Source organism: Candidatus Formimonas warabiya (assembly GCF_002777255.1).
GTDB lineage: Bacteria > Bacillota > Dehalobacteriia > Dehalobacteriales > Dehalobacteriaceae > Formimonas > Formimonas warabiya.
This window is the reverse complement of record NZ_CP017634.1, coordinates 3,612,267-3,631,376: the sequence shown is the minus strand read 5'-3', so window position 1 is coordinate 3,631,376 and position 19,110 is coordinate 3,612,267. Positions and strand designations below refer to the sequence as shown.

The window sequence follows — 19,110 nt, the reverse complement described above, 5'->3', positions numbered from 1 at the left end:
GTCCAAAATGTGGCGAAATAATTACCAAAGATAGGTTCAAAACATAGTAATCCAATTGAAAAAACTTCGTCTTTGCATTACTAGTGTTGCAAAGACGAAGTTTTTTAAAGCAGACAAGGGGACAGGAGACTGTGTCTGACCGGCTGTTGATCGCTTCCGGGGCTTTACCAATGAAACCCCCGGTAACAAATTTGGAGGGGCCAGGGATTTATCATATGTGGACCCTGGAGGATGCGAAAAATATCGAAGCTTATTTTCAACCGGGAAAACGGCTTTTAGTTCTTGGTTCAGGATTTATCTCTTTGCAGGCGGCTTGGTCTGCTGTGAGCAGAGGGTTAGTTGTAACTATTTTTGAATTAATGCCACGGATTATGCCCCAGGTGTTGGATCAAAAAGGGGCGGATATTTTACACCGGAACATATTGGACTATGGTGTAGATTTAAAGGTTAATACGCCGGCGGAAAGAATAAGCAGGAATCAAGACGGTTCTATGACGGTATATGTCAAGGGCGAGGCTCCTCTGGATGTGGACTTGATCATTGTGGGAACGGGAGTCTGTCCCAATATGGGATTTTTAGACAAAATGATCAGGATAGACCGGGGAATTCTTGTTAATGACAGGATGGAAACCAGTGTTCCGGGTATTTTCGCTGCCGGAGATGTGGCCCAGGGGCCTACTACTTTTGGTGAACCCCATGTAATTCATGCATTATGGCCTACGGCCGTTGAACAGGGCAAGGTTGCCGGTGCTAACATGTCAGGCGGTTGTAGATCTTACCAGGGAAGCCTGAATATGAATGTGACCCAAATGTTTGGCAAGACTGTGGCTTCTATTGGTCAATTCCTGGATGGGGAGGGCTATGAAATAAGACAATTTTTTGATTCTGTCCATGGGCGGTACGGTAAAGTCGTTTTGGAGGGAGAGATCCCTGTCGGTGGTATTGTGGTAGGAGACGCCGATCAGGTGACTCTTTTAGGAAGAATCAGACCCTTGATTCGCCAAAAAAAGAAATTTGTCGGCACGCTAAAACTAAGTCCCGTTATCTTGCTCACTTCGATCAGGAAAAATGTAAATTGTGCGGATTATGTATTCAGAGGTGCCAATTTAAAGCATGTTTTCTTGACGGGACGGAACGTGAGTTGAATGGAAAGAAGGGAAAGAATATCGGATTTAATCCGGAGCTTTGCTGGGGATGCGGCCTTTGCGCCAATTCTTGTCCGAACGGTGCTATTATGATGGAAAAAATCGACGAAAGGTAAACACAAAAATAAATACGATAAAGGAATATGAAGATGCACTAATTATGGGGAGATCGGGAATAAAAAAGAGCCATACTAAAAAAGAATAGTTGCCTTCTGCAAATTATTCGATGGACCCGATATGGCCATCCGTATCATAAGTGAAACGAATTTTTTCTGAGAAGCCTTGGGGGACAAGGCTTATTTGGGATTTTATTGGGAAAAGTATAATTAGATAAAATTGTGGCAAACAGAACATCCCCTTGCCACCCGGTATTAATACTTGTCTTAACGCTCCAACTGTGATATAGTTACCATAACATGAATTAGATCCTGAAATCACAATGTAAAGGGTTGCTATTTGTGCGAAAGAACCTTTTACAATATGTGATTTTTCTTTATTTTGGAAAGAAAAAATACATGTTAAATTAAATTCGGAGGTAATATCATGCAAAAAGGTACAGTAAAATGGTTTAACGCAGAGAAAGGCTTTGGCTTTATCCAAGTTGATGAAGGGGGCGACGATGTATTTGCCCATTTTAGCGCCATTACGGGAGACGGCTTCAAATCGTTGGAAGAAGGACAACGGGTTGAATTCAATGTGGTAAAAGGCAATCGCGGATTGCAAGCTGAGAATATTGTAAAGCTGTAAGAAAAAATGTCCTTAACCTTTGGTTAAGGACATTTTTAATTGTTGATAACCTTATTTAGAAAATCATCAGCCTCTTCTTGATCAATTCCTTTTACTAATCCAAGCTCACTGGTTAAAACTCGCCGGGCATTATCCAGCATATTTTTATCTCCTGCGGCAAGTGCCCTCTTTTTACCTATTTGTGTTAAATCACGGATAACCTGAGCTCCTTTGTATATATCGCCACTTTTTAATTTATTCATATTACAACGGTATCTTTGAACTGGATTCTGGATTGGATCAGATGCTTCATGACTAAAAGTTGTTAATGCGTCTTCCAAAATTTCTAAATCAACAATCTGTCTTATTCCTATGTTGGATCCCATAGGAAACATTACTTGCATGTTTTTGATACTCATTACATAATAAAGCTGTTTGTATCCTAGTATCTCTTTTTCTTCAATTGCCTCAATAACACCTGCTCCATGCATTGGATAAAAAATCTTATCGCCAATTTGAAACATTATATCACCCCCCTTATAGAGTAGCATAATAAGTATACCACAAAATACGGAATTTAGTAAAAAAATATTTTACCATATTTAAAGAAATAATGTCAATACATAATAGGGTAAATTAAAAATTAAATTTATAACATCATAAATACAATAGGAAGTTGTGCGTAGATCTTTACCCTAAGAAACGAATTATTTATTTGACGGTTTGTAAGTTTTGATTTTGGGTAATATAAGTAATATTCGGAAAATAATATGGTAATTTTGTTTATTTACGGCGCGTTAGCCGAAAGGAGTGATTTATTTTATGGAAAAGGTCATTTTAAAGGCAATAGAAAGAATTGAAAAACCTAGAAAGGTTAGGGAAGCGGGGTTTATTCCCGGAGTACTATATGGTGAAGGTTCAAAAGCAACTTCAGTAAAATTTGAGGCTTCCGCTTTAAAAAGGATTCTGGCTAAACACGGCTCTAATGCGAAAGTTTGGGTTAGCATGGATGAGAATGAGAAATTTGGATTTATCAAGGAAGTACAGAAACATCCGGTGGAAGGAAACGTTATTCACTTAGATGTACAGCTTGTTTCCAGGGATCAAGAGATAAAACTTCAACTTCCCATATCTTTTATTGGAATTGAAGAATTAGAACACAGAATGCTACTGCTTCAAGTGTATAAATCTGAGATAGAAGTTGTTGGTAGAACCAACTTAATGCCCAATGTTGTTGTTGTAGATGTATCAAATAAGGAAATGGGTGATGCCATCACTTTCCGGGATTTCGATTTAGACAATCAGATTAGAATTAATGATTCAAAAGATGAAATATACGCAGTAATAAAAGCGAATAAGGAACAACCCGCTGAGGAACCTACTGAAAACGAAACAACCTAAAACAAGTATATGGGGATTACTGCTTTGAGGAGACCCCTCTGCCAAATCAGGCCGTGGGGTCTCCTCACTTAAATGTCAATACAGTTGAATACAATAAGTTATTTGAACAGGAACAAGCCCGTTTTCTCCGGGACAATTATCAGAGTCCTCGTTTTCGCTCCTGTTTAGTAAAAGTCCGAAGCGAGGAGGCTTAATAAGTTGTTTGTTGTTGGTTCTTTTGAATATAATTTGCATTTGGAGCTGGCTATTTCGGAACTGGAGAAAAAAGGAATTCACCGGGACGCAATAGCCGCTGTTATCATGGACAGCCGGGTGGAGGAAAGAAAAATATTAGATACCATCCACCGCGCCGATGGGATAAGCTCCTTTGATGCCGCTGCACTTTTAGGAACATTCGGTATGTTATTGGGGGCCATATATGGATTTGTTCTGTACTGGGGCCCAATTATTTGGGGATTAATCGGTTTACTGTCGGGAGCTATTTTAGGCTTGCTTGGTGACATCTTTCTATCTCAAATATTTGGTAAAAAGCGGTTGTCAAGCAAGGCAACCGGCACTGCAAAAGGAACAGCTGCCCAGGTGGTTATCATCGTTGAATGCCGTAATGATCTGGCGGAAATGGTGAAAAATATTCTTTGGGATAATCTGGCTCTAGCCGTGGGGACTCTTCCCGGTTGATTGTAAACCGGTTTAGTAATCGGGAATATTAGACCAGCTAACGTTGAACTTTTGATAGAAAGAGATAGAAGTGGATTAACCAAAAACATTTTAAACCGTTTTTGTGAAAAAAGTGGACTAGGCGGTAATTCAAAACTTAAAACAAAAGGGAGTGTCGCAAAACTACTTTTATAGTAGTTTTTATTGATTAATGCAAAGAGATAGAACTGTCCTTTAAGTATATCCAGGCGGCTATGGAAAACCATACAATAAAAGTTAGGGGCGCAAAATATATATAGCTTCCTATATATTCGAACAGACCAAGCTGCTTCAAAACAATGCCCACCATATATCCAAAGAAAGAAAAACCAATAATATAAGGGTACAGGAAAATTCTTCTCACCGGCAGGAAATAGAAGAAAAGCATAAACGCAAACATCCACGCAATAGGTGTCCAGAAAGATACAATACCAAAGATGTTAAAAACCCCCATGTTTTTATATCGAATGATATGTAAAAGGGGACCGAAAATAGTGGCAACTATTAAATCACCAATAGCTCCAAACATAAAACCGTAAATTAAATATCGTTTGTAGACATTTCTCGGGATGACAATTACTGTAGCCAAACCGAATAACAGGGCTTTATAAAAGAAAAACACACTTTTACCTAATCCGATAAACATGCCCTTCACCTCAGAATGTAGTTTAGTAATAGATTCTTTGCTTATTCTGTATCTAAATGTTGCTTTATGTTTTTTGTTGTTCGCAACAAATAGAGGGTACTTAATACTCCAAAAGTGGTATGGGCAATAAGGTCAACAAGTGCCTCCAATTCAGTACGATATAAGTATGGTCTTGGAGCAACTAAGTTTGGGATAACTGCAACATGAGCGATCCACAATACGATGCCAAGGCCAACACCTTTATAATAGGGGTAATCTGAACCAAATTTTTGAAAAATGAGCGCTAGTAATATACCAGCTATTGCTCCGACAAACAAATGAGTAGCCAGTCCAAAAGCAAACTTGATGGCTGTAACTTTAGCAAAGGGAAAAATCAATTGGGAAATATAGTGGGCTGTCAGGGTGGTTCCGAAAATAAAGTATCCTATGCTATGTATTACCAAATCCCCCATACTACCTGCCAAACCAGCATAAATCCCTCTTTGGATAGTATCAGTCAAAGTGAACTCCCCTTGTTGGTGCTATTTGCTGTTTATTCTGTGCATTCTTTCTTGGATTTATGATCTATCGGGTAGGAAGATATGCCATAAATGAAAATATATTACCATCAGAAGTTCTAAATATTTTCCGAATTTTTTTGTTTAAACTTGGCAGGGTAATATCATTCTACCAAGCTGAGGAGATACACATGAGTTAAGAGGACAATTCCTCTTGACTCATTCTTATTTACAGAGGGAATAAGGAAAGCTAAAATAGCGTTAGAGGGATGTGATATATGAATGAACGTTAAGCTTAAGGGGTTAGTGCAAGAAATAGAGCCTTTGCTTGTTCAATACCGGCGGAATTTTCATAAATACCCGGAAGCAGGATGGACGGAATTCAGAACTGCCGCAAAAATTACAGAGATACTTCTCGAGCTGGGATACTCGGTAAAATTAGGTGCCGACGCAGTCAGTAAAAGCGATATGTTAGGAGTTCCTCCGGAAGAAGAACTAAAAATACATATGAACCGTGCAGTGAAGCAGGGGGCCAATCCTGAACTGGTAAAAGAGATGGAAGGCGGACTTACCGGAATTATTGCTGAGTTAAATTGCGGCGAAGGACCTACTGTTGCCTTACGGTTTGATATGGATGCCAATGATATCGATGAACCGAAAGAAGAAAAACACCGGCCCTTTCGGGAAGGATTTTCTTCGGAAAACCCGGGAGTGATGCACGCTTGTGGCCATGATGGACATGCTGCCATAGGTCTGGGTGTTGCGAGGATGATTGTTAAAATTAAAGATTTATTGCAGGGGAAGATTCGATTGATATTTCAACCGGGCGAAGAGGGAGTTAGAGGAGCTAAAGCGATGGTAGCCCGTGGTGCTGCCGATGGGGTTGATTATATTCTGGGAGCGCATATCGGTTTTCAGGCAACGAAAAATAGGCAATTAATTTGCGGCACAGGACATTTTTTAGCTACATCTAAATTAGATGTGAGTTTTACCGGAATTCCCGCTCATGCAGGTGCTGCACCTGAAGAAGGGCATAATGCTCTTTTAGCTGCTGCTTGTGCCGCACTGAATCTGCATGCCATTTCCCGCCATGGAAAAGGATCTACCAGAATTACTGTAGGGACTCTAAATGCGGGACAAGCCCGAAATGTGATTCCTCCCCATGCGGAAATGAAGATAGAAACCCGGGGAGAAACTACAGAAATCAACGAATATATGGTTAACTCCGTACGCGATATTATTGCCGGTGCGGCAAAGATGTACGGGGTTGATTATGAAATAAAAATTGTGGGTGAAACAATAAGTGGTGAGAGCAGTCCGGAGTTAATCACCAAAGTTAAAGATATCGCCCAAGGAACCGGGTTGTTTACTGAATTAATAGATTATGTAAGCTTTGGGGCAAGTGAAGACTTTACCGCCTTTATGACAACGGTCCAAAAAAACGGTGGTCAAGGCACCTATATGATGATTGGTTCTCAACTAGCTAGTGGGCATCATGACTATTATTTTGACTTTGATGAAGCTACTTTAGCGTGCAGCGTTGAATTACTTTTAGAAATTGTCGTTAACCTTATCGGAAAATGTCAGGAGGACCGGATTATTAATATTACCTGATAACAGGAGAAATGCTGGTTTTCAGGCCCATCCGGGAACGGATAGGAGAGGTATTTACAGTCCGGTTTATCCTTGACACACCTGGTTTCGACCTTGTGTTTTAGCTTGGAAAAGAGCATTGTCAGCCAAAGTTACCAGCTTTCCGTAACCTGTTTCAAGAGACGGTTTGGCACATGCTACTCCAACACTAATGGTGACAATTCCTAGAGGGGACCCGGGATTCTTGATTCTTAAATTTTTTACTGCTTGGCACATTTTTTGGGCAATTCTGCGGGCTGATTCCAGATTTGTTTGCGGTAATATAGCAACAAATTCGTCTCCGCCGAAACGAGCGATCATATCACCGGGGCGCTTCACGATTTCAGTTAATTTAGACGCGATTTCAGAAAGGCATTTGTCTCCTGCTTGATGCCCCATATGGTCGTTCAGTTCTTTAAAGCTGTCGATATCAATAAAAATCAAAGAAAGAAATTGATTCTTTCGCAGAGCTCTTTTCCATTCTCTGTTTAAGGTGTCATTGAAGTATCTGCGATTAGGAATTTGGGTCAGATCATCCAGGTATGATAAATTCTCCAGCTTCTTGTTTAGTAACTTGATTTGCTCAAAGGCCTTACCGGCTTCTCTCAAATCCTGCAATTCCGTGATGTCGCTGAAAACGGCGACGATGCCCACCGTTTCACATTCTTTGTCAATTTCCATTTTTATATAGGAAGTAGATAGAAAAAGTGTTATTAGTTTTTTCCCTGTATAATAATTGACTATTTTTCGGTGAACTTGTGGTGATTCATAGATGGCATCCAATACAGTCTGATTAAAGTTGTCGTTTTCTTTATCGCAAAAAAAGACTTCACTATATTTTTTTTCTATTACGTCTGCACGTTTTTTTTCAAGTATTCTTTCCGCTGCCGGGTTAATCATGGTAATAATCCCATTTTTATCGACCGTAATGACGCCGTCTTGCATGTTTTCGATCACATGCTTGTAAATGGCTGCGCTGTGCATAATCCTATCAAAGAGCATTTTTCTCCCTCCCTTAAGTAAATTTAAAGCATCAAATAGTAATGAAGTTTCTTCTATCTTACGGGAATTCCTTTTTATCTGTTTAAAAAATTATCGGCGTGTTAAAAATAGAGATATGAGGTGAAACAGAATCTTTACCTTCTTGAAAAATTTTGTAGATAAATTTATCTATTAGGTGTATGATTAACACTGATGCATATGGCCCATTGGTCAAGCGGTCAAGACGCCACCCTCTCACGGTGGAAACAGGGGTTCGATTCCCCTATGGGTCACCAAAGAAGGAAAGGACGGTTCTTGGCAAAATTGCCTAAGGAAGCCGTCTTTAATTTTAATGACAAGGAAAATGAGGAAAAATGATGGATTATAAGAAGTTGGCGGATACGCTTTTTCCAGGCATTACGAAATCAATATCTTACTATGAAGAAACTGTATTTCCCCAGAGAAACTTAAGTGAGGGAGCAAAAGTCACCAGATTGGCACCAAGCCCTACCGGTTTTATTCACCTGGGTAACCTATATGGCGCCTTCGTAGATGAACGTTTAGCCCATCAAAGCGAAGGGGTATTTCTCCTGCGCATTGAAGATACGGATGATAAGCGTAAGGTAGAGGGAGCGGAAAGAATCATTATCTCCTCCTTAGAATACTTTGATGTAAAATTTGACGAGGGAGCAAGCATGGATGGAGAAATAGGGAATTATGGACCCTATTTTCAAAGCAACCGGGGAGAGATTTATCAGACTGTGGCGAAATATTTGGTGGAGATGGGCAGAGCCTACCCCTGCTTCTGTACGGAGGAAGAATTAGGAGAAATAAGGAAAGAGCAAGTAGCGGCAAATATCAATACCGGATATTATGGGAAATGGGCCAAGGATCGGGATTTGTCCTTAGAAGATGTCCAAAAACGTTTAAAAAATAACCAAAGTTTTGTGATTCGCTTGAAATCCCTGGGGAACCAGGAAGAAACATTTGAGATTGACGATGCCATTAGAGGCCGCCTTACATTGCCGGTAAATGATCAGGATGTAGTTATCTTAAAGGGGAACGGCATACCTACCTATCATTTTGCCCATGTGGTAGATGATCATTTGATGAGAGTTACCCATGTGGTACGGGGAGAAGAATGGCTTTCCACCTTACCCATCCATTATGAATTATTTCATACATTAGGTTGGGCGTTGCCGGTATACTGTCATACCGCTCATTTAATGAAGATAGACAACGGGGTAAAGAGAAAGCTCTCCAAGAGAAAAGATCCGGAATTGGGATTGGAATATTACATGAAATTAGGTTATCATCCGGCCGCAGTCAGGGAATACCTGCTGACAATCTTGAATTCTAATTTCGAAGAATGGAGAATTGAAAACCCGGACAGCAGTACGGATGATTTCCCGTTTACTCTGAATAAAATGAGCAATTCCGGTGCTTTATTTGATTTAGATAAGTTGAATGATATCAGCAAAAATGTTTTGGCAAAAATTCCTGCGGAAAAAATTTATCATTTTCTCCTGAAATGGGCGAAGCGCTATGGGAGAGAAATGGTCCATCCTCTAATGGATGACAAGAATGCGGTAGTAAAATTGTTGTCTATAGGCAGAGATTCTCCCCAGCCACGTAAAGATTTAATATATTGTGAACAAATCATGGAGTTTATAAGCTATTTCTTCGACGATTATTTTCAAGTGGTTGATCCCTATCCGGAAAATATTGAGGACGCCGAAGCTAAAAAGCTCTTGAAAGCATATATTGAAACCTATCAGCACAGTGACGACCAAGGCCAATGGTTTGATAAGATCAGAGTAATAGCCACAGAAAATGGATATGCAGCGAAACCGAAGGACCTTAAGAAGAATCCCGGAATGTACAAGGGCCATGTGGGTGATGTAAGTACTGTCGTGAGAATCGCCCTTGTCGGTCGTAGCTCCTCACCGGAACTTTGGGAGATTCAACAAATTATGGGCGAAGAAAAAGTAAGGAAAAGAATTCAAAGCCGGATCCAGGGGATTTAAGAAGGTGTGACGCATACAAAAGCTGAGATAGGAGGATGAACATTTTTCAATATCTCAGCTTTTTATATGCCCTTTATTAACGCATAGGGCAAGGCGGCACCCCTTTTTCGTAAAGTCAGAGGGTCTAAAGTCGCGGATATCGTAGCTTTATGAAACAAAGGATATAGTAAATACTGAACCTTGCCCCAATGTACTATCAACAGAAATTTTCCCTCCATGTTTCTCAATAACTGTTTTTACAATCGATAAACCAAGCCCTGCCCCGCCTGCCTTGCGGGAGCGCGATTTATTCACACGGTAAAACGGCTCAAAAATCTGTTCTAGCTCGTCTGCCGGGATGCCATTGCCAGTATCGGCTATCATGATCTGCCCGGCTTTCTCTTCTGCCTTGGTTTCAATCAGTATTTTTCCGCCCTCCTGATTGTATTTAACTGCGTTTTCCACTAGATTGAAACAAGCTCTGTAAAGCAAAACCTGATTACCGCAGACAGTTTTAAGACCACATCGGAATTCCGTTTCAATATGCCTCTCCTCCAGAACCGGACTAAGTTCGCTCAAAATGGATTCAAACAGGTTCTTCAGGTCAATGGAAGCGGTTTCGAATTCCTCCTGCTCATAGAGGCTCATCAAGTCGTCCACAACCGCCATGAGACGGTTCACATTACGTTCCGTCGTTGCGAGTGTTTCCTCGTAATCGGAAACGGACGGGTTTTTATCCAGATGCAGCACCTGTATCCCGGCGTTGATCGTGGCAAGCGGTGTTTTGAGTTCATGCGCGACATTGGCGGAAAACTGCTTCTGCCGTAGGAAGGATTTTTCCAGCCGGTCAAGCATAATGTTAAAGGAACGCCCCAGGGCCCCGACCTCATCATTCCTGTTGTCGTCCGGGATACGCTGCCGCAAATTGTCCTCGGAAATTTGGGAAATTGTTTGGCTCAGATCATGGATCGGCCGGAGCGATCTGCCCGCGACAACATAGACCAGACACATGCCGAGTACGGAAACAAAAGCAAGGATCAGGATGTTCGTCGTATCAAATTGTTTCCTTGCCTCGGTCAGTATCGGCACGTTTGTTTCGGGGAAATTTGTTACCGTGCCGTTGGAATATAGTTCCGCCTGACCGCTGGGGATTATTTTGTCCGGAACAACCGTAAAAGTGCCGTCGGTAAGCGTTACCTCGTTGAATTGGAGACGGGCGTTATAGGTAGCGCCTAAGGTCAGGATAAGGGAGCAAAGCAGCAGAATTGCTCCGGAAAGTAATGTGATGCGCATTCTCAGGGATATCCTGTTCATGATTTTCATTCCCCTGCCTCCTCGATTTTATAACCCATGCCGCGGACGTTCCGGATCAGCTCCTGATGGGAGCCGGCATCGCACAGCTTCTTTTTCAACGTATGAATGTGATATTTCAGCGTGTCGGGGAAAAGCTCCGCATCACTGTCCCACACATGGTTTAATAGCTGTTCTGTTCCGACGATCTGTCCTTTGTGGAGCATCATATATTCCAAAATGGCATATTCCTTTTTCGTGAGAGGCAGTTTTGTTTCCTGAAAAGAAACCGCTTTTGCCGCCATGTTCAAGTTTAATCCGCCGCAGGAAAGTTCATTTCCCTGCTGAATATAAGCAATCCGCGATAAAACCCGGATTCTTGCTTCCAGTTCCAAAAAATCAAAGGGCTTAGTCAAATAGTCGTTTGCCCCTGCATCCAATCCCTGTACCCGGTCGTCAACCGCGCTTCGGGCGGATAAAATCAAGATTTTTGTCTTTTTATCCGTTTGCCTGATATTTTTTAAAACCTCCAAGCCGTCCATCCTGGGCAGATTGAGATCCAGCACGATTACGTCGTATTCATTTACGTTGTAATAATCGAGCGCTTCTTCTCCGTCATACGCAGCATCAACAGCGTAACCACACTTGCGTAGCCCTCTCGTCACAATTGCCGATAATTCTTCTTCGTCTTCGATCAGCAGTATCTTCATAAAACCTCCCTTAACAAAACAGGCAAGGTGAACAGTCTGCTGCTGCTCACCTTGCCGATTTCAGATTACTTTGCGGCTGTGGTATAGTTTGTGTGCCCACCGGCGATCTGCGGGGTAACACCTTTAACCACGGTATAGGTGCCTTCTTGAACATTAGTAGTATCTATACTGCCCGATACAGGCGTTGATGCCAGGCCCGGAGCAGTCTTGGCTGTCTGTCTGCCGAAGATCTGCGGGGTAAAGTCTTTGACAACAGTTAAGGTATCTGCTTGAATATCCATATTGGCCAGATCCACATAACCTGCCGGGGTAAGAGAAGGTCCCGTTGCCGCTAATGCCGTAACGCCTCCCAGAGACATTACTGCTGCAGCAGCGAGACTTACAATAATCTTTTTGTGCTTTGTAAAAAACATCCTTGTTTACTCCTTTCCATTGTTGTCTGGATTTTTTAGGGTTGCAACCTGTAATCAGAGTATAACAAGTCAATGGTTGAGAAATAGTTAGGATATTTCAAGTATAAATCATTTTTTGATGCAACTTTTATTTTATTATATCTTACTACTTCCACCGGTTTTACTCAAATTCCAGTTTTTGGGCAAAGAGGAGTCTTAATTACGTGGAAAGCCAATCACTCGTTTCACCATTCAAAGTTATTTCCAAGCAAAAAAGGATACCAAACTGTTGCGGTATGCGCAAGGTAGGCAATAGCCTTTCATATTGATACCATATAATGGACTAAGAAAACTAGACAACAAAACAGCCTGATTTAAAGTGTATAATGAGGTATGCGAAAAACATTTACAGGAGAATTTAAAGCCAAGGTTGTACTGGAAATTCTAAAGGAAGAAAAATCCATATCCCAGCTTGCTGCCGAATATGAAGTACATCCAAATCAGCTGTCTAGTTGGAAGAAAGAAGCAATTGAAGGGCTCCCTCAGATACTTGCAGATGGACGCAGGAAGGATGACGAAAAAGAAGATCTAAAAAAGCAAGTGCAAGATCTGTATACCCAGCTTGGAGAGGTCACCGCCCAATTCAATTGGCTTAAAAAAAAATCTGGGATCGACCCTGCCAAGAAGTGAACGGATTGCCCTTGTAGATTTTGACGATCCCGAAATGTCCGTTTTTGTGCAAGCTCAAATGCTTTCTCTCAATCGGAGCAGTCTTTACTATAAACCAGTTCCACCATCAGAAGAGGAAATTCGGCTTAAGCATGCCATTGACGAAATTTATACTAAATCACCCTATTTCGGTTCGAGAAGTATTACGACGGTCTTAAAACGAGAGGGACACTTGGTTAGTCGGTCAACGGTTCAAAAATATATGCGTGAAATGGGCTTGGTTGCAATACATCCTGGTCCTAACCTCAGCAAAAGAAACCATGAACATAAGGTTTATCCATACCTACTTAGAAATATTACCGCCAGTTATCCAAACCATATTTGGGGAACTGATATTACCTATGTCCGCTTACGACGCGGCTGGCTTTACCTTGTAGCATTTCTGGACTGGTATTCACGTTACGTGGTTTCATGGGAATTAAGTGATAACCTTGAAGTTGATTTTGTTCTTTCCGCATTGGAAGCAGGTCTAAAAATCGGAAAACCTGTAATTGCCAATAGCGATCAGGGTAGCCAATTTACATCCAGACGATATATAGATACGCTGATAAATAGTAGCATCCAAATTAGCATGGACGGAAGAGGCCGGGCATTAGATAACATTTTCACAGAACGATTATGGAGATCTGTTAAGTACCAAGAAATATATATTAATGATTATGCAAGCCCTAGAGAAGCCAGGTATGGTATTGGAAGATATCTTGAAAGCTACAACACATACCGGCCACACCAAGCATTGAAGGAACTTACTCCGGCAGAAGTTTACTTTAAAAAATGACTTCTTAAAACCCTGGAAGGGCTCTGCCCCTCCAAACCACCCCGCCCTCGCCGGGAGGCAACCGGTCTGTTATGAACAGACCGGAAACAAAAGGGTCTTGCTGATCAACATGTCAAGGGCAAGCAGCTTCGCTGTCGGCAAAGCCGACCCTTGACATAATATCTAATCCAGTGGAAATAATTAACGGAATTACCAATACGTTTTTAAATAAACTTACAATTATATACAATTATCAAGGAGCGAAAGGTGGTGTGAATACACCTTAAACAGGGTCAAAAAATTGTCTTGACAAAGTAGTCCACCATACCAATCCGGAAACCGGGCACCGGCAAAAAATATTGAGATATTAATAAAATAGAATTTAGAGACATATATATTACCTGAATCACCGGAAACAACCAAAAACCTTTAGCCTTTTGAACTTGTACCGGCTTATGTGTATTTGGCAGCTAAAGATTCCTTTTATGTGACCGGACAGGTACTCCACGTTAATGGCGGAAAGATACGTTACTCGTAGCCGGTATTGCCGGGTATTTTTAAATGGAGTCGAATACCAAAATATAAATTGGTGGGAGGGAACGATTGTGAGTTATACAGTTAAAAAAGGGCAACCCCAAGGATACCCATTTTATGTTACGAATAAAATTAGAGAAGCATTAATAGCCGAAATTTATGCTATAAATGGCTACGCTGAGCATATTGCAAATTCAAATATGGAAGACATTAATGCCACTTGGAGAAGCATTATGGACGATGAAAAGAAGCACTATGGCTGGTTTCTTAACCTACTGCGCCAATATGACCCCGTCCAATATAAAAGTTATAAAGATCATATCGATGATAAATTAGGTCCTAAAGACCCTATGCAAAAATATAAACCTGATTACACCAAACAGATAATCTTAAATAATATCAGAGATGATATAAAAGGTGAACTTGAAGCCGTAATTCTCTATGAGCAACACCTGGCCCAAATTTCTTATCAAGACATAAAGGATGTTTTCTATGCAGTAGCAAGTGAGGAAAAGGAGCATGCCGAACATTTGACACAACTATTATTAAAATATGACCCGGATCAATATGATTCTCTTGAATAAATGCTTTAAAAATATCCTTGTTTCTTAGTTACTTCCCGCCTCCCCAATTACGGATAATTTTACCTTTGCGTATTCCGATTGGAGAGCCTGAAATGGATAGGAGAGGAAGAATCAGAAAGGAAAATGTTATTTTTTGTAGAATAATAATTTTTATTGTCGAAGTTAAGCAGAAGCGGGTGAGCTATTGAGTCGCGTCAGAATGCTTCTTTCTCTGGTAGGCATATTCTTCATATTGGCGGTTTTTGTTTCTAGCGCAGAAAGCGGATCGGTCAAAAAAGAGGGGACCAGCGTTTTTGCAACCAAGGGTGTCTTGGATTTGCACGGGATTGATCTGGAAGATACCGGAACAATTAAACTCAATGGTGAATGGGAATTTTACTGGAATCAACTTTTGCAGCCGGAGGATTTTGCCGGAGAAACAGGGGTTAAGCCGGTGCTGACCGGGTACTTAGCGGCACCCGGCAAGTGGACCCGGGAGGTAAATCACCAGGTAATACCAGGCAGGGGATGTGCAACATACCGCCTCAAAATAAAACTGGATCCGTTAAAAACAGTTTTGGGATTAAAAACAGAGGATATTCGATTTGACAGCCGGATCTATGCAAATGGGGACTTGTTAACGGAGAATGGCCGGTTTTCGGTGACCGGCAAGCATCCATGGCCCGGGAATACTCCTCAAACGGGGTACTTTGATTTTGCTGGTGATGCGGTAGAAATTATTATCCAGGACATGAATGTTGATTTTATCAGCGGGGGGATTCTACAGCCCATATATTTTGGGAACCAGCAGAATATTGAAGATAAAAGGTTTATTTTTTTGGCAAGGGATCTGATGTTTTCTTCTTCTCTCTTAATGATTTCCTTGATCTATTTTATGGTATACATGGCGGGATTTATCAGGAAAAGAAACGATCATATATTTCTAGTGTTCAGTTTAAGCTGTTTTTTTTATGCCCTGGGCAGTGCCGGTTTTGGCGAAAAAGTGTTTTTCCAAATGGTCCCTTGGTTACCTACAGAAATGGCATATAAAATTGTGCTGGGCAGTTTATACCTGGCTCTAATTTTTGATATGATTTTTTTAGCAACGATTGGCCCGGAAATAATTCCTTCCTTATTTCTTAATGGATCTATCGCTGTTTTTACTGCTATGATTATGCTGATAGCTTTCACCTCCCTATCAACCTATTCTCCGTTCATGGATATTTTCAATGGTATATCTAATTTTTTATTGCTGGGGATACCTGTGTTTATTTTCCGAGCAATCAGGAAAAAGATCTATGCCCCAATGGGGAAAAAGAGTATGATGATTCTCTTGGTGGCATTTTTATTTCCTTTTCTCTCCGGCATCACCTGTATCTTTTATGATCATGGCATTCTTCATGGGTATTGGGCGTTTAACGGCAGCATCTTATTATTTGTGTTGCTGATCGCCCTGCTTCTAGCACATCGGCATACGGAAGCATTTTTAAAAATTCAAACAACTTCCGAAACGCTGATCAGGTTTGATCAATTGAAAGATGAGTTTTTAGCAAGCACCTCCCATGAACTGCGTACCCCTCTCTATGGCATTATTAGTATTGCCCAGTCTTTATTGGAGGGAGATACGGGAAATTTAACGAAAACCCAGAAAGAAAATATGGAGATGATAAAGTCCTCAAGCCACCGCCTGTACAATTTAACCAATGATATTCTGGATATTTCAAAACTAAAGCAGGGTGAGATTAAACTCGATTTGAGACCGGTAACGGTTAAAGGAGCAGCATCATCCGTTATTGACGTGTTTCGATTCTTGGTAAAAGAGAAGAATATATCTTTACGCAACGAGATTTCCGACAACCTTCCCAATGTTTTGGCTGATGGAGCAAGATTAAAACAAATATTATATAACCTGATTGGAAATGCCGTAAAATTTACTGAGCAAGGCAGCATTGTCATTACGGCAGTATGCAAAAAGGGATGGATGGAAGTTGCTGTACAGGATACGGGCATTGGAATCCCAGCCGATAAACTTTCTCAAATATTTGATGCCTTTGCCCAAATAAACGGTGATGTATCTGCTAGACAGGGCGGCGTCGGACTGGGCCTGTCAATTGCATCTAAATTGGTAAAACTTCATGGGGGGGAAATCTGGGTCCAATCAGAGCTGGGAAAAGGGTCTAAGTTTTTATTTACTTTGCCGGTCACAGAGGAATTTCTCCAGAAAGAGAAATATTTGCTTGAGGCGGAACCTGTCCGGATCCTTCATGCCCAAACAGTAATTGCCACGATGGAATTTAAAGGCTGCACCGGGTTAAAAGTGCTTGTAGCAGAGGATGATCAAGCAAATTTGTATGCCATTATTAACACGCTGGCCCTGGATGGTTATATCATTAAAGGAGTACCCAACGGGCAGGAAGTTTTGAAATTGCTGGCAGATCGCTGTGACTTTGATTTGGTGATTCTGGATCTGATGATGCCGGGAATAACCGGTTTTGAAGTGCTGAAAATCGTGCGCCAAAGATATTCTTATGTTGATTTGCCGGTTTTGATTCTTACCGGCCGGACCTGCAAGGAGGATATTAACGAAGGCTTCCGTGCCGGGGCAAATGATTTTTTAAGAAAACCCTTTGAACCGGGGGAATTGCGCGTGCGCGCCAAAACATTGATCCAACTTAAACGGCTTGTAAAAGATAGAGTTTCTACTGAGCTAATGTTCCTGCAAGCACAGATCAAACCCCATTTCATATTCAATGCCTTGAACATAATTTCTTCTCTTAGTATCCGAGAACCGGAGCGGGCAAAGGAACTTGTGCTGGATCTATCGGATTACTTACGCGGCAGTTTCGATTTTGAAAGTCACAATGGACTAACTACCCTTGAAAAGGAGTTGGAACTTGTAAGGGCGTACCTGGCCATTGAAAAAGCACGCTTTAAAGAAAGGCTGACAGTAGAATTTGATATTGAAGAAAATGTGGATTGCAGGATCCCTGTGCTGTCTATCCAGCCATTGGTAGAAAATGCTTTAAGGCACGGTATTATGCCTTTGATTGACGGGGGGAGGGTAAGCGTTTCAGTAGGCAAGGAAGGGGACCATGTCAAGATAACTGTAAAAGATAATGGAGTCGGCATAAATCAGGATATTGTAAATTCTCTTTTGTCGGGACAAGGAATCAAGGGAAGTATCGGATTAAAAAACATCCACCAGCGGCTTATGGTTTTATACGGTAAAGGGCTTGATATAGCTGGAGAGCCGGGGAAGGGTACGACAATAGAATTTATCATACCATGCCATAAAAAAGGTGAGTAGCGCATGAATATTTTGATTGTAGATGATGAAGCTGATTCGTTGAAGGAAATAGAGGCACATATTCATAAATTCGGCAGTTTTGACTTCTGTGTGACCTGTTCAAACGCTTTGGAGGCTTTGGAACGGGCAAAGAAATGTTCTTTTGATATGGCTTTGTTGGATATTGAAATGCCGGTGATGAACGGTCTGGAGCTTGCTGAGAGGTTGTCTCAGATCTCTCCCCATATGGGGATTATTTTTATCACTGCTTATAATCATTATGCCACGGAATCTTTTGAGGTAAATGCGGTTGACTATGTTCTAAAACCGGTTAGGGAAGAACGGCTTTTCAAGGCCCTAACCAAATTTATGGCAAAAAAACAAGAAAAGAACGGAATAGAGGACAAGGACAAAAGGCTGTATATCCATATGTTTGGTAAATTTACCGTGCATAGGGGAAATGAGCTGTTGGCATGGAATCGTCAAAAATCAACGGAGCTTTTTGCCTATCTTCTGGAAAACAAGGGTTGCCCCTTGCACAAAGAAAAACTTTGCGATTTATTATGGCCGGACGTAGCACCTAAAAAGGCTTTGATGAATTTGCAAACGGCTATGTATTCTATTCGAAAAACCTTTGGAGCGGCGGAGAAGGAGCAGTTGGAAATAAAATATGCCGTTAATAAATATACTTTAACCCTGAAAGATGCCGTTATTGATGTCGACCAATTTGAAAGCTTGATGCAAAAAGCGAGGGATTCTAAGGATATAACATATATGGAGCAGGCCATAAAACTGTACACCGGTGATTATCTGGAAGAGGAAGGATGGCTTTGGGCTGAACCGCAGAAACTATTATTACGCAAAAAGTACTTGACGGCTTTGCAAAAAATAAAAGGGAAGAATCTATCTTAAACGTAATAGGGGCAATGTAAAATATCCGGAGAAAAAATGTAACATAATAAAAATTTTAAAAAAACGACGAAAAATATCGTTTTTTGTTTTTTTGTCAGAATCGTGTCAGAACAGAAAAGTATAATAAAAATGGGCAAAAAGGTTCAATATGGTAAACATACTAAATTCAGATAAGAAATGATCAACGCTCTTAAATTTTTCAAGAAG

The 19,110-nt window shown here is 41.0% G+C and carries 17 protein-coding genes, 1 tRNA gene and 2 pseudogenes; 13 read left to right on the top strand and 7 right to left on the bottom strand.

Annotation, left to right across the window (positions count from 1 at the left end; translation table 11 throughout):
• Positions 1-83 precede the first annotated feature (83 nt).
• The 3 genes and pseudogenes from DCMF_RS16550 to DCMF_RS16540 form a co-directional block, all read left to right on the top strand.
• Positions 84-962: pseudogene (locus DCMF_RS16550) on the top strand (NAD(P)/FAD-dependent oxidoreductase); the annotation flags it as partial.
• 128 nt (positions 963-1,090) lie between these two features.
• A complete protein-coding gene (locus DCMF_RS16545; RefSeq protein ID WP_418219659.1) occupies positions 1,091-1,261 on the top strand; it encodes a 4Fe-4S binding protein in 171 nt (56 codons plus the stop codon).
• A 427-nt stretch (positions 1,262-1,688) separates the two neighbouring features.
• Entirely contained in the window at positions 1,689-1,892 is a 204-nt protein-coding gene (locus tag DCMF_RS16540; RefSeq protein WP_148135436.1) for a cold-shock protein, read from the top strand.
• A 35-nt stretch (positions 1,893-1,927) separates the two neighbouring features.
• Here DCMF_RS16540 and DCMF_RS16535 read toward each other — a convergent pair whose 3' ends face one another.
• Complete coding sequence (locus tag DCMF_RS16535) at positions 1,928-2,395, bottom strand: CarD family transcriptional regulator (RefSeq protein WP_148135435.1); 468 nt, start codon at positions 2,393-2,395, stop codon at positions 1,928-1,930.
• Positions 2,396-2,693: 298 nt separating this feature from the next.
• Between DCMF_RS16535 and DCMF_RS16530 the strand changes: the two genes are divergently transcribed.
• Both DCMF_RS16530 and DCMF_RS16525 read left to right on the top strand, forming a co-directional pair.
• Positions 2,694-3,272: a 50S ribosomal protein L25 gene (locus DCMF_RS16530; protein ID WP_148135434.1), complete on the top strand. Its 579-nt coding sequence runs from the start codon at positions 2,694-2,696 to the stop codon at positions 3,270-3,272.
• A 198-nt stretch (positions 3,273-3,470) separates the two neighbouring features.
• A complete protein-coding gene (locus DCMF_RS16525; protein WP_148135433.1) occupies positions 3,471-3,950 on the top strand; it encodes a hypothetical protein in 480 nt (159 codons plus the stop codon).
• A gap of 187 nt (positions 3,951-4,137) precedes the next feature.
• On the opposite strand, the gene DCMF_RS16520 is transcribed toward DCMF_RS16525, so the two are convergent.
• Positions 4,138-4,614 carry a hypothetical protein gene (locus tag DCMF_RS16520; RefSeq protein WP_148135432.1) on the bottom strand — a complete coding sequence of 159 codons (477 nt, stop codon included), beginning with the start codon at positions 4,612-4,614 and terminating at the stop codon, positions 4,138-4,140.
• A 41-nt stretch (positions 4,615-4,655) separates the two neighbouring features.
• A complete protein-coding gene (locus DCMF_RS16515) occupies positions 4,656-5,114 on the bottom strand; it encodes a hypothetical protein (protein WP_148135431.1) in 459 nt (152 codons plus the stop codon).
• Between the two features lie 279 nt (positions 5,115-5,393).
• Here DCMF_RS16515 and DCMF_RS16510 point away from each other — a divergent pair, with 279 nt between their 5' ends.
• The gene (locus tag DCMF_RS16510) at positions 5,394-6,725 is read left to right on the top strand and encodes an amidohydrolase (RefSeq protein WP_148135430.1); all 1,332 of its coding nucleotides are present in this window, start codon (positions 5,394-5,396) and stop codon (positions 6,723-6,725) included.
• Positions 6,726-6,791: 66 nt separating this feature from the next.
• Here DCMF_RS16510 and DCMF_RS16505 read toward each other — a convergent pair whose 3' ends face one another.
• Positions 6,792-7,745: a GGDEF domain-containing protein gene (locus DCMF_RS16505; RefSeq protein WP_148135429.1), complete on the bottom strand. Its 954-nt coding sequence runs from the start codon at positions 7,743-7,745 to the stop codon at positions 6,792-6,794.
• Between the two features lie 200 nt (positions 7,746-7,945).
• Here DCMF_RS16505 and DCMF_RS16500 point away from each other — a divergent pair.
• Positions 7,946-8,020, top strand: a tRNA-Glu gene (locus DCMF_RS16500).
• Between the two features lie 78 nt (positions 8,021-8,098).
• On the top strand, positions 8,099-9,751 hold the full coding sequence (gene gltX, locus DCMF_RS16495; RefSeq protein ID WP_472297453.1) for a glutamate--tRNA ligase: 1,653 nt from the start codon (positions 8,099-8,101) through the stop codon (positions 9,749-9,751).
• A 147-nt stretch (positions 9,752-9,898) separates the two neighbouring features.
• Here gltX and DCMF_RS16490 read toward each other — a convergent pair whose 3' ends face one another.
• From DCMF_RS16490 to DCMF_RS16480, 3 genes are all read right to left on the bottom strand, one after another.
• Complete coding sequence (locus DCMF_RS16490) at positions 9,899-11,053, bottom strand: sensor histidine kinase (protein WP_148135428.1); 1,155 nt, start codon at positions 11,051-11,053, stop codon at positions 9,899-9,901.
• Positions 11,050-11,730: a response regulator transcription factor gene (locus DCMF_RS16485; RefSeq protein WP_148135427.1), complete on the bottom strand. Its 681-nt coding sequence runs from the start codon at positions 11,728-11,730 to the stop codon at positions 11,050-11,052. The genes DCMF_RS16490 and DCMF_RS16485 overlap by 4 nt, the downstream gene beginning before the upstream one ends.
• A gap of 65 nt (positions 11,731-11,795) precedes the next feature.
• On the bottom strand, positions 11,796-12,143 hold the full coding sequence (locus tag DCMF_RS16480) for a hypothetical protein (RefSeq protein ID WP_148135426.1): 348 nt from the start codon (positions 12,141-12,143) through the stop codon (positions 11,796-11,798).
• Between the two features lie 372 nt (positions 12,144-12,515).
• Between DCMF_RS16480 and DCMF_RS16475 the strand changes: the two genes are divergently transcribed.
• From DCMF_RS16475 to DCMF_RS16455, 5 genes and pseudogenes are all read left to right on the top strand, one after another.
• A protein-coding gene (locus DCMF_RS16475; RefSeq protein ID WP_148133300.1) for an IS3 family transposase occupies positions 12,516-13,629 on the top strand; the annotation gives its coding sequence in 2 pieces (ribosomal slippage) (positions 12,516-12,785 and positions 12,787-13,629; 1,113 coding nt in all).
• A gap of 412 nt (positions 13,630-14,041) precedes the next feature.
• A pseudogene (locus DCMF_RS29710) lies at positions 14,042-14,146 on the top strand (NAD(P)-dependent oxidoreductase); the annotation flags it as partial.
• 67 nt (positions 14,147-14,213) lie between these two features.
• Positions 14,214-14,726 carry a ferritin family protein gene (locus DCMF_RS16465; RefSeq protein ID WP_148135425.1) on the top strand — a complete coding sequence of 171 codons (513 nt, stop codon included), beginning with the start codon at positions 14,214-14,216 and terminating at the stop codon, positions 14,724-14,726.
• A gap of 184 nt (positions 14,727-14,910) precedes the next feature.
• The gene (locus DCMF_RS16460; protein ID WP_148135424.1) at positions 14,911-18,012 is read left to right on the top strand and encodes an ATP-binding protein; all 3,102 of its coding nucleotides are present in this window, start codon (positions 14,911-14,913) and stop codon (positions 18,010-18,012) included.
• A 3-nt stretch (positions 18,013-18,015) separates the two neighbouring features.
• Positions 18,016-18,903, top strand: coding sequence for a response regulator (locus DCMF_RS16455; protein WP_148135423.1), 888 nt, complete (start codon positions 18,016-18,018; stop codon positions 18,901-18,903).
• The last annotated feature ends 207 nt before the right edge of the window (positions 18,904-19,110 follow it).